9 protein-coding genes and 1 pseudogene are annotated in these 10,453 nt (G+C 73.6%); 2 read left to right on the top strand and 8 right to left on the bottom strand.

The window, feature by feature from the left end; all coding sequences use genetic code 11:
* Positions 1 to 29: 29 nt before the first annotated feature.
* Positions 30 to 1,941: pseudogene (locus tag GTW08_RS11485) on the top strand (glycosyltransferase family 39 protein).
* 182 nt (positions 1,942 to 2,123) lie between these two features.
* Here the strand turns inward: GTW08_RS11485 and GTW08_RS11480 are convergent.
* The 7 genes from GTW08_RS11480 to GTW08_RS31775 all read right to left on the bottom strand — a co-directional run bounded on the left by GTW08_RS11480 (position 2,124) and on the right by GTW08_RS31775 (position 8,197).
* Positions 2,124 to 3,425, bottom strand: a complete 1,302-nt coding sequence (locus GTW08_RS11480; RefSeq protein ID WP_073577240.1) for an HNH endonuclease — start codon at positions 3,423 to 3,425, stop codon at positions 2,124 to 2,126.
* Between the two features lie 376 nt (positions 3,426 to 3,801).
* Positions 3,802 to 4,251 (bottom strand): VOC family protein, encoded by a 450-nt coding sequence (locus GTW08_RS11475; protein ID WP_060711293.1) that lies wholly within the window; start codon positions 4,249 to 4,251, stop codon positions 3,802 to 3,804.
* A 9-nt stretch (positions 4,252 to 4,260) separates the two neighbouring features.
* Complete coding sequence (locus GTW08_RS11470; RefSeq protein ID WP_073577239.1) at positions 4,261 to 5,466, bottom strand: CoA transferase; 1,206 nt, start codon at positions 5,464 to 5,466, stop codon at positions 4,261 to 4,263.
* A 35-nt stretch (positions 5,467 to 5,501) separates the two neighbouring features.
* Complete coding sequence (locus GTW08_RS11465) at positions 5,502 to 5,711, bottom strand: hypothetical protein (RefSeq protein WP_073577238.1); 210 nt, start codon at positions 5,709 to 5,711, stop codon at positions 5,502 to 5,504.
* 221 nt (positions 5,712 to 5,932) lie between these two features.
* Positions 5,933 to 6,163 carry a hypothetical protein gene (locus GTW08_RS11460; RefSeq protein WP_073577237.1) on the bottom strand — a complete coding sequence of 77 codons (231 nt, stop codon included), beginning with the start codon at positions 6,161 to 6,163 and terminating at the stop codon, positions 5,933 to 5,935.
* Entirely contained in the window at positions 6,160 to 7,425 is a 1,266-nt protein-coding gene (locus tag GTW08_RS11455) for a S8 family serine peptidase (protein WP_073577314.1), read from the bottom strand. Before GTW08_RS11455 ends, GTW08_RS11460 begins: the two co-directional genes overlap by 4 nt.
* Before the next feature lie 88 nt (positions 7,426 to 7,513).
* Positions 7,514 to 8,197 (bottom strand): ANTAR domain-containing protein, encoded by a 684-nt coding sequence (locus tag GTW08_RS31775; RefSeq protein ID WP_073577313.1) that lies wholly within the window; start codon positions 8,195 to 8,197, stop codon positions 7,514 to 7,516.
* 351 nt (positions 8,198 to 8,548) lie between these two features.
* Here GTW08_RS31775 and GTW08_RS11445 point away from each other — a divergent pair, with 351 nt between their 5' ends.
* Entirely contained in the window at positions 8,549 to 10,174 is a 1,626-nt protein-coding gene (locus GTW08_RS11445) for a long-chain fatty acid--CoA ligase (RefSeq protein WP_073577236.1), read from the top strand.
* Here GTW08_RS11445 and GTW08_RS11440 read toward each other — a convergent pair.
* Positions 10,159 to 10,453: PQQ-binding-like beta-propeller repeat protein (locus GTW08_RS11440; protein WP_237453748.1), on the bottom strand; the 295-nt coding region annotated here is incomplete at its 5' end. The genes GTW08_RS11445 and GTW08_RS11440 overlap by 16 nt on opposite strands.

Here is a 10,453-nt window from a genome sequence, read left to right as displayed (position 1 = left end):
CCGGTGACCCGGGCTGGGCGCGGCCGGGGCTGCTCGTCCTGCTCGCCGGGACGGCGTTGCTGTACCTGTGGGACCTGTCGGCCTCGGGCTATGCCAACGACTTCTACGCCGCCGCGGTGCAGGCCGGGACGCAGTCGTGGAAGGCATGGCTGTTCGGGTCGCTGGACTCCGGGAACGCGATCACCGTCGACAAGCCGCCCGCGGCGCTGTGGGTGATGACGGCGTCGGCGCGGCTGTTCGGGTTCTCCTCGTGGAGCCTGCTCGTGCCGCAGGCGCTGATGGGTGTGGGCGCGGTGGCCCTGCTGCACGCGACGGTGCGGCGGTGGGCCGGGCCCGCCGCGGGGCTGCTCGCGGGTGCGGTGCTGGCGCTGACCCCGGCGGCGGTGCTGATGTTCCGGTTCGACAACCCGGACGCGCTGCTGACGCTGCTGCTGGTCGCCGCGGCCTGGGCCGGCTCGCGCGCCGTCGACGCCGCCTCGGTGCGGGCGTCCACCTGGTGGCTGGTCGCGGCCGGGTCGGCGGTCGGGTCCGCGTTCCTCACGAAGATGGGGCAGGCGCTGCTGGTCGTCCGGCGCTCGGGCTGGTGTACCTGGTCGCCGGCTCGCCGCGGCTGCGGACCCGGATCGTGCAGATGGGCGCCGCGGTGGCGGCGATGGTCGTCTCTGCGGGGTGGTTCATCGCGCTGGTGGAGCTGTGGCCCGCGTCCGACCGCCCCTACATCGGCGGGTCGACGACGAACTCGCTGCTCGAGCTCGCGCTGGGCTACAACGGCCTCGGCCGGCTGCTCGGCGGCACCGGCGACGGTGGCGGTCCCGGCGGGGGAAGCGGTGGTGGCAACACCGGCTTCGGCGGCTCGGCCGGTCCGTTGCGGCTGTTACCGGTGAGCTCGCCTACGAGATCTCCTGGCTGCTGCCGGCCGCGCTGATCCTCCTCGTCGCCGGGCTGTGGGTCACCAGGCGGACGCCGCGGACCGACCGGACCCGCGCGGCGCTGCTGCTGTGGGGTGGCTGGACGCTCGTCACGGCGGCCGTGTTCTCGATGATGAGCGGCACGATGCACCCGTACTACACGGTGGCGCTGGCCCCGGGGCTCGCCGGAGTGGTGGCCGTCGGCGGGGCGGCGCTGTGGCGGGATCGGGGTGCCCGGTGGGCGCGGATCGTCGCCGCGACGACGGTGCTCGTCACCGGTGGCTGGGCGGTCGCGCTGCTGGTGGTGAGCGCGGAGTCCTTCTCCTGGCTGTCCCGGCCGGTCGGGGCGGTCACGGTGGTCGCGGCGGGGCTGATGCTCGCGCCGGGCCGGGGGCGAGCGGTGGTGCGGTCCGGTCTGGTCGCGGTGCTGGTGGCGGGGATGCTCGGGACCGGGGTGTACGCGGTGGCGACGGCGTCGACCGGGCACACCGGCAGCATCCCCTCGGTCGGGACGGTGTCGAGCTCGTTCGGCACGTCGGCCGGTTCGTCCGGCGGTCCCGGTCGCGGCCCCGGCGCGGGCGGTCCGGACGCTGCAGACGGGGTGGGCGGGCCCGGTGGTGCCGACGCAACCTCGGGCACGATGCCGGCCGGTGCCGGGGGTCCGGGTTCCGGCGGCGCGACCTCGGTGGAGCTGACCTCACTGCTCGCCGCGACCCGGTCCTCGTCCGGGACGACCTGGGCGGCTGCGGTCGCTACCTCCCAGACCGCCGCGTCGCTGGAGCTGGCGAGTGGGACCGCGGTCATGTCGACCGGTGGGTGGGCCGGCAGCGACTCCGCCGTCACCCTCGCCGAGTTCCGGTCCTACGTGGAGCAGGGCCGGATCGCCTACTACGTGGCGGGCGGCCAGGGCGGCGGCCCCGGTGGGCAGAGCGACTCGACGAGCAGCCGGATCGCGACCTGGGTCGCCGAGCACTACACGGCGACGACCGTCGGCGGTCAGACCGTCTACGACCTGTCCGCCCCGACCTCCTGACCCGCTCGTCGCCACCTCGCGCACCCCGTCGGATCGGTGGGCTGCGCGAGGCGTTGCCGGTGGGTATGTGCCCGGGCGAGGCTGTATCCACGCCCGGGCCCGGTCCCGGCCCATCCCGGCGCAACGTAGCCCGGCCCGGCGTTCACGCCGGCGCCGCGACGGGTCGGTCGTCGGCGTCGAGGTCAGGTCGGTGCGCGCGGTGGTGGTGCGGCCGGCGGTGGTGGTGCCGGACCGCAGTACCTGTGTCCGGTCGGTGTCACGGTGACCGCGATGCCGTCCGGTGCGCGGAAGACCTGCCACCCGGGTTGTTCGCGGACGTGGTTGTGGAACTCGCAGACCCCGCGCCCGTTGTCGAGTTCGGTGCGTCCGCCGTCGGCATCCCGATGGATGTGGTCGAGGTGGCGGACGGGTGCGTCGCAGTAGGGCTCGGTGCACCGGTTCTGCGCCCGGGCCTTCACAAGGGTGGCGAGCAGGCCGGTGAAAGTACGCCTCCGGGAGTCCCCGCCGATCACGATGCCCTGGTCGGTGAGCAGACGGCGCAGGGACTTGGCGCCCTCGGGGGTGGCGAGCAGGTCGGCCGGGACCGGTCCGAAGCCGGGGATCTCCGCGGGCAGCGGGGAGGTGGGGTCGAGCAGCGCCTGGACGGGGACGGTGACCTGGACTTCCAGGTTCACTGCGGTCGCGGTGGCCTGCCCGGTGACGCGTTCGACCAGGGTGTCGGCCAAGACCTGCCCACGGGTACGAGTCAGCGGTTCCGGAGCGACCTGGACCTCGACGAACGCTCTATGCAGCGCCGCCAGACATGCGGCGCCCTGTTCGACCGGGACATAGGCGGTCAGATAGCTCATCGCATCCGGTGCCGGGCGCAGTGTCACTCGGCGTTCGGCTTTCGCCGCGTGGACGCGGGCGCGGAAACGGTCGGGGGCGATCTCGGCGACCAGCCGCCGCGTCATCGCCCGCAGCCGGCTGATCCCGTACCGGGTCAGGTCACGCACGGCGGCGAGCCGGGTATCGACCCGCGCCCGCTGAGATGTGTTGAGGTCGCGGCACTCGACGGCGATCGCCGTGACTTTGGCGGCGCTGAGCTGCCCGGCCTCGTGAAGACACCGGATGTCGTCGAGTCCGGAGTGCAGGTCGCGGGCGTTGGCCACCCGGATTCGGGCCTCGGTGGTGGAGACCCGGCAGGCGAGCTGGATCTGGGCGACGACGCTGCGGTGGAGCTTGTCGGGATCCAGGTCGGTCGGGCCGTTCTCCACGTGGGTGTGGGCGAAGGCCCGGATGCGCGTCGACTGCAGTGCGGCGAGCGAGGCCCGGAGCGTCTCGATCTCCTGTATCTGGTCGATCAGCTCGGCTTCGGACAACGTGGAGGTGTCGGCGGCGAGGGCGTGGTCGAGGTGGAACCGGAGCAGGGTGAGGTCACCCGATGGGAACCCACCTGCGAGCACGCCGGTGGCGTGGGCGGGTGGTTCCTGGGTGGCGGTCACACCATCGAGGATACTCGAACGTGTGTTCGATGACCAGTTTCCGTTCGCGATCGCGAATCCGTGGCCTGCGGTGATGCGGACCGCTCGCGACGGTGCCTCGTGGTGTGGGTGACTGCGCACCGTAAGGGGACAGTGCGATGCCGACCGGCTGCGTCGTGAGGTGACGCGAGAGGGACGGCCGCACCGGGTACCCGTCGTGACGGCGTTGCTGCCACCGGCAGGAGGTGGCGAGGACGGATCGCGCACGGCTCTGGGTACCGGTCCGGGTCGGGGTCCGGCGACCGCGCCGGGGGGCGACGCGCGGACGAGTGCGGCCACCGGAGCGACGCCGTCACCCGGCCGACGTGACCCGGAACCGCGGAGCCCGACAGGGCCCTCAGCCCCACTTCTCCCGCACCGAGGTGAACACCTTCTGCCCGTACGAGAACTCCACGACGTTCCCGTCCGGATCGGTCAGCGCGCAGATGTACCCCACCGGCCCCGGCATCTGCCGCGGCTCCCAGTGCAGGCACCCCGCGTCCCGGGCGCGGTCGGCGGCGGCGTCGACGTCGTCGCGGGTCGGCACCTCGATCCCCAGGTGGGCGAAGGGGCGCAGCAGCCCCAGCTCGCCACCCTGCTCGGCGTCGAACGACACCAGGACCAGCACCATCGGTGTCTCCACCTGACCGGCGTTGGACAGCCAGGCGCTCCGCCCGGCGTCGTCGGAGAAGCGTTCGACGACGGTGAGGGGTGTCATCGTCGTGTAGAAGTCGATGGCGGCGTCGAGGTCGCCGGTGGGCAGCGCGACGTGGGTCCACCGCGCCTCGGTCAGCTGTGCGTCGGTCACGGGGATTCTCTACCCGACGACGCCGCGGTCGTGCAGCCCGCCGATGGTGCGCTCGTCGAGACCGAGGACGTCGGCGAGTACCTCGTCGGTCTCCCGGCCCAGCTCGGGGGCGGCACCGGGGTCACCGTGGTCGGCGTCCCACCGGATCGGCGAGCGCGCGGTGATACCGGTGGCGCCACCGGGCAGCGCCAGATCGGCGAGCAGCGGGTGCCCTCCGGCGCGGTGCTCGGCGACGACGTGGGTCATCCCCTGGTAGCGGCCCCACAGCACGCGGGCCCGGTTCAGCTCGGACTCCACGGTCGCCGAGTCGCGCGCGGCGAACCACGGCCGCAGCACCGCCGCGATCGTCTCGCGCAGCCGGTAGCGCTCGGTCTCCGAGGTCAGATCGGCGTCGAGGGCGGGCTCCAGTGCGGCGAACACGTCACCGGTCCCGGTGACCGACACCAGCGCGTTCCACTGCGCCGGGGTCAGCGCGACGACCATCACCCGGTTCCCGTCGGAGCAGGCGAAGTCGACGCCGAAGCTGCCGTAGACGTGGTTGCCGTGCCGGGGCCGCTCGTGCCCGCGCTCGTCGGCCTCGGAGAGCCAGCCCAGGTTGGCGACGCCGGCCAGCGCCACGTCGGACAGCGCGATCTCGGAGTACACCCCGGCGCCGGTGCGGGAGCGCTGGTACACCCCGGCGAGCACGGCAGTCGCGACCGACATGCCGGTGACCAGGTCCCACGCGGGCAGTACGTGGTTGACCGGGGCCGCGCCCTCCTCGCTACCGGTGATCTGCGGGATCCCGACCTCGGCGTTGACGGTGTAGTCGACGGCGGGACGGCCGTCCGGGTAGCCCTGCACGCGCACGTGCACCAGGTCCGGTCGACGCGCGACGAGCGCGTCGTTGGCCATCCAGCGGCGGCCCACGACGTTGTCGACGAGGACACCGCGGTCCGGGCCCGGCGCCGTCGCCAGGCCCAGGACGAGCTCGCGGCCCTCGTCGGAGCGCAGGTCGATGCTGATCGAGCGCTTGCCCTTGTTCAGCGAGGCCCAGTAGTAGGAGTCGCCGGTGCCGTGCCCGGCGGCGGGCCAGCGACCGTGGTCGGGGCCGCCCCCGAGCGGGTCGATGCGGATCACCGAGGCCCCGAGCTGCGCGAGCGTCATGCCACCGGTGGGACCGGCGACGAAACTCGCGCACTCGACGACGTGCAGACCGGACAGCGGACGCGACATGGCGACCATCCTGCCCGGCGATGCGGCCGGACGGATCAGAGGTGTTCGATCAGCCGCTGACGGGCGAGGCGCTCGACCATCTCGGGGAGCGCTGCGGCGGAGACGACGTCGAGGTCGCGGCGGGAGCCGCGCACGACGTGGTCGACGAGGTCGGCGGAGAAACGGCCGGCGAACTCGGCGGTGAGCCGGTCGACGGCGCCCCGGACGGTGGGGTCGGTGACGGGTGGGTGGACGGAGGCCTGCACAGGAATGGTCGTTTCGGTCGAGGTGGTGTCCGGTACGCGGCGGGGTGCCGCGCCGCGCGGGATCGCGCGGTGCCGGTACGGGGTCGGTGGCACCGGCCGTGGCCGGGGCGCCGGGTGGGCGCCTCCCGGGGACGGTCCGGGCGGTTCGTCGCGGCCGGCGTGTCACCGGGCGCGATCGACTGGCATCACCGTATCGGACATACGGGCTGCGCGTCGACCGATTACGCGGGTCCCGGCTGATCGCGGTCGAGGTGGACCTCGCGGTCCGGCTCGACCGCGGCGACCCCGGTGACCGTCCGCAGGGCGTCCGGGTCGCCGCACGTCCCGACGACCACCCCGACCCCCGTGAGCACCTTCTCCACCTGCAGCCCGGCGGCCGCGCAGGCCCGCGCGACGTCGTCGGCGACGTGCCCGTCGGCCACCGACACCAGCAGCCTCCCGGTCGTGCTCATCGGCCCGGGGCCCGGACGAGGCCCGCGCCGACGTCGCCCGAGGGCAGCGGCAGCCGCTGGGCGGCCTGCGTGAGCTGGGTCCACAGGTCGCGCCCGCGGGCGCCGGTGCGCTGCGACCACAGCGCCGCGATCCCGGAGACGTGCGGGGTGGCCATCGAGGTGCCCGAGATCGTGTTGGTGCGCTGGGGCATCGGCCACGACGAGTAGACGTCCACACCGGGGCCGGCGATGTCGATCTGCCCGCCCTCGACCGCGGAGCTCGCCGCGGAGAAGTCGGCGATGGCCAGCGCGGCGTCGACCGCGGCGACCGCCATGATCGACGGGCTGTTCGCCGGGACGCCGACGAAGCCGACGTTCCCGGTCGAGCGCTCGGCGTTGTTGCCGGCCGCGGCGACGATCAGGGTGCCCGCGTCGAGCGCGCGCCGCCCGGCGTTCTCGTAGGCGGCGGAGACCTCGTCGAGGTCCGCGCCCAGCGACATCGAGACGACCTGCGCGCCGGAGGAGATCGCCCACTCGATGCCCTCGAGGATGCCGGCGTCGGTGCCGGATCCGTCGTCACCGAGCACCTTGCCGACCAGGATCCTCGCCTCGTGGGCGATGCCGTAGCGGCGTCCCGAACCGGGGGCGAGCGGCCCGCACGAGGTGCCGATGCAGTGCGTGCCGTGCCCCTGCACGTCGGCGACCTCCTGGCCGTCGACGAACGAGCGCGACTCGATCTGCCGCCCGGCGAAGTCGGGGTGGCCGAGGTCGAGGCCGGTGTCGAGGACGGCGACGGTGATCCCGGCGCCGGTCTCGGCGGCGACGTCCGCGCCGGTGGCCTGCAGTCCCCAGGTGACCTGGTCGTTGTCGGCGAACCGGGCCGCGGCGGGCGCGTCGGCGGTCTCCGACGCGGCGGCGCGCTCGGCCAGGAAGCCCGCCGCGTCGGCGAACCCGCGCAGGTAGTCGGCGCTCAGCCCGGGCCGGGACAGGGCGCGCAGCACGCGTTCGGGCTCCACCGACAGCACCCGGCGGTCGGCCCGCACAGTGCGCAGCCGGGCCGGGTCCAGCTCGGCGACGGCGACGCCGAGCCGGGCGAACAGCGTCGGGTGGACCCCCGGGGTGTCGTCGCGGCTGCTGGTCACCTCGGACAGGCCGGTCAGCTCCGCCACCGCCGAGCGGGCCGTGTCGTGGTCGGCCAGCAGCTCGTCGCTGAGCACCAGCAGGTACCGGCCGGTCAGCGTGCCTGCGGTCCGGCCCGGGACGGCCGCGTGCGGGTCCACCATGTCGCCTCCGTCGATCGACTCGTGACCATCCATCGTGCCCCAGTGATCGCGCTCCGGCACGGTCTGCGGGCGAACGGGTGGTGACGGCTCAGTGCCGCTGCCCGACCGTGTCCGCCAGCAGCGCCTCGGCGACCACGTGCAGCTTCCGGTTCGTCTCGTGCGAGAGCCGGCGCAGCAGGGTGAACGCCTCGTCGGCGGAGCAGCCGCGCTGGGCCATGAGGGCCCCCTTCGCCTGCTCGATGCTGACGTGCCGGGAGAAGCGGGCCCGCAGGTGACTGTTCTCGGTGTCCAGGGCGCGGGCCAGCGCCGCGGCGGCGAGGTCGCTGCCCTCGGCGCCGGGGCTGATCAACCCGGTGACGTCCTCGATGTGGTGCAACACCCCGATGACCCGCCCGTCCGGGGCGACCAGCGGGGAGTTCACCGTGACCCACACCCGTTCGACGAAGCCGGGCGTGCCCGTCGCCGCGGGCACGTCGTGACGCTGCACCGGCAGGTGGTCGCGCAGCCCGAGGCGCAGCACCCGCGACAGCGACGCCGTCAGCCTCGCGACGCCGTCGGCGCCGGGCCGGTGCGGGTTGTCCGGCAGCGCGGCCGTCAGCGGCCTGCCGACCAGCTCGCCGGGCGCGCGCAGGGTCGCCGCACAGAAGGCCGCGTTCGCCCCCACGACCGTGAACTCCCGGTCGACGACCAGGTACGGGGAGCGCGTGGCACGGAACGCGGGATCGTCGCAGCAGGCGCGCAGGATCTGCGCGTCCGAGGACCCGGAAAACATCTCGACCTCCGCCGCGCCGGAACGCGACGGTTCGGCGGGTGCCGCGGCGAGCGGCACCGGAGACCTGGCCCGGCGCGTCCGGCAGATGATGTCTGCGGAAACGGTTCCCGGGGCGGACCCCGGGATGCCGGGCCGGTTGCTTGACCCTGCGTGCTCGCGTCCGGAACCTGACGGTTCGCGGACGTCGGGAAGAACGTTAGGACAGTGCGTCACGCCTGCTGACAGCGGGTGTCCGATTACTCCGGACGCCGCGTTCGCGACCCCCGGATGCAGTGACCGGATAGTCCAATCCATATCCGGAGTTACGGTAGGGTCGCGTCGACCCCACCCCGGAAGCCCCCAGGAGCAACGATGCTCGGTCTGATGCAGGACCGTCCCCTGACGCTGCCGCACGTCTTCCACCGTGCCGAGCAGTACTTCGGACACAAGGAGATCGTCACCGCCACCCCGGCGGGGACGGTCCGCACCACCACGGTCGCCGAGTGGGCCGTACGCACCCGCCGGCTGGCCACCGTGCTCGACACCCTCGGCGTCTCCGCCGACGGCCGGGTCGGGACGTTCTGCTGGAACACCGACCGGCACCTGGAGCTATACCTGGCGGTGCCGTGCACCGGCCGGGTCCTGCACACGCTCAACCTGCGGTTGTTCCCCGACCAGCTCGTCTACGTGGCCGACCACGCCGAGGACGAGGTCGTGTTCGTCGAGCGCTCCCTGCTCGGCCTGTTCTGGCCGCACGTGGACCGGATGACCACGGTGCGCCACGTCGTCGTCATCGACGACGGCGCGCCGACCGAGATCCCCGACGACCCGCGCATCCGGCTCTACGAGGAGCTCCTGGCCGCGGCCGAGCCGTTCGCGGGCCGGTTCGTCGTCTCCGACGAGAACACCGCCGCCGCCATGTGCTACACCTCCGGCACCACCGGCAACCCCAAGGGCGTCGTCTACTCGCACCGCTCGACGCTGCTGCACTCGCTCGCGACCCTGTTCGCCGACGGCGTCGGGCTCTGCGAGCGCGACGTGGTCCTGCCGGTCGTCCCGATGTTCCACGCCAACGCCTGGGGCCTGCCCTACGGCTGCCTGCTCGCCGGCACCTCGCTGGTGCTGCCCGGGCCCGGCATGACCCCGGACGCGGTCCTGACGCTGATCCAGGACCACCGCGTCACCGTCGCCGCGGGCGTCCCGACGATCTGGATGGGCCTGCTGCCCAAGCTCGGCGAGTACGACTGCTCGTCGCTGCGGATCCTGCTCTGCGGCGGCTCGGCGGTGCCGAAGTCGATGTCGGAGGGCTTCCGCACCGCGATCGGCCTGCCGGTCCTGCAGGGATGGGGGATGACCGAGACCTCGCCGGTGGCGACCCTGGGCGTGCTGCGCTCCCAGCACGACGACCTGTCCGACGACGACAAGGCCACCGTGCGCGCCCTGCAGGGCCCCCCGGTCCCGCTCGTCGACCTGCGCATCGCCGACCCCGAGACCGGTGCCGAGCAGCCCTGGGACGGCACCACCAGCGGTGAGGTACAGGTGGCGGGCCCGTGGATCGCCTCGGAGTACTACCGCGGCGAGGGCGGCGGCACGCAGTTCACCTCCGACGGCTGGCTGCGCACCGGCGACGTCGCCGTCGTCGACGGCTCGGGCTACGTCAAGCTCGTCGACCGCACCAAGGACCTGGTCAAGTCCGGTGGTGAGTGGATCAGCTCGGTGGAGCTGGAGAACGAGATCATGGCGCACCCGAAGGTCGCCGAGGCCGCGGTCATCGCGATCCCGCACGAGCGCTGGGTGGAGCGCCCGATGGCCTGCGTCGTGGTGAAGGACGGCGAGACCCTCACCGCCGACGAGCTCCTCGCCTTCCTGACCGACCGGGTCGCCAAGTGGTGGCTCCCCGATGCCGTCGAGTTCATCGACGAGGTGCCCAAGACGAGCGTCGGCAAGTTCTCCAAGAAGACCCTGCGGGAGAAGTTCGAGGGCTACTCGCTGAGCTGAGCGGCCGCCTCGCGGTCCGTGGTCCCGGTGCGTGGCGCCGGGACCACCGCCGCGCCGCCCTGCTCGGGGATGACACCGTCCGGGACGGCCGCGGCGGCCCCGGCGAGCAGGTCGAGGCAGTGCACCTCGCCGCACCCGTCCCCGACGACCACCGTCCCGCCCCCCACCGCGACCGCGGTCAGCGGCGCGTCCAGCGGCACCCGGCCGAGCGCCGTCGCCGAGGTCAGGTCCCACAGCACCGCCGTGCCGTCCGAGCCCGCGGTCACCGCGCGGCACCGG

Source organism: Pseudonocardia sp. SID8383 (assembly GCF_009864975.1).
Taxonomy (GTDB): Bacteria; Actinomycetota; Actinomycetes; order Mycobacteriales; family Pseudonocardiaceae; genus Pseudonocardia; species Pseudonocardia alni.
The sequence above is the reverse complement of the archived record's forward strand: the minus strand, read 5'-3'. Positions and strand labels throughout refer to the sequence as shown.

What these genes read in the sequence shown, in the direction of transcription:
- GTW08_RS11445 (WP_073577236.1), top strand. Translation starts at nt 8,549, where the DNA reads ATGCTCGGTCTGATGCAGGACCGTCCCCTGACGCTGCCGCACGTCTTC.
- GTW08_RS11460 (WP_073577237.1), bottom strand. Translation starts at nt 6,163, where the DNA reads ATGAGCACGACCGGGAGGCTGCTGGTGTCGGTGGCCGACGGGCACGTC.
- GTW08_RS11470 (WP_073577239.1), bottom strand. Translation starts at nt 5,466, where the DNA reads ATGTCGCGTCCGCTGTCCGGTCTGCACGTCGTCGAGTGCGCGAGTTTC.
- GTW08_RS11455 (WP_073577314.1), bottom strand. Translation starts at nt 7,425, where the DNA reads ATGGTGGACCCGCACGCGGCCGTCCCGGGCCGGACCGCAGGCACGCTG.
- GTW08_RS31775 (WP_073577313.1), bottom strand. Translation starts at nt 8,197, where the DNA reads ATGTTTTCCGGGTCCTCGGACGCGCAGATCCTGCGCGCCTGCTGCGAC.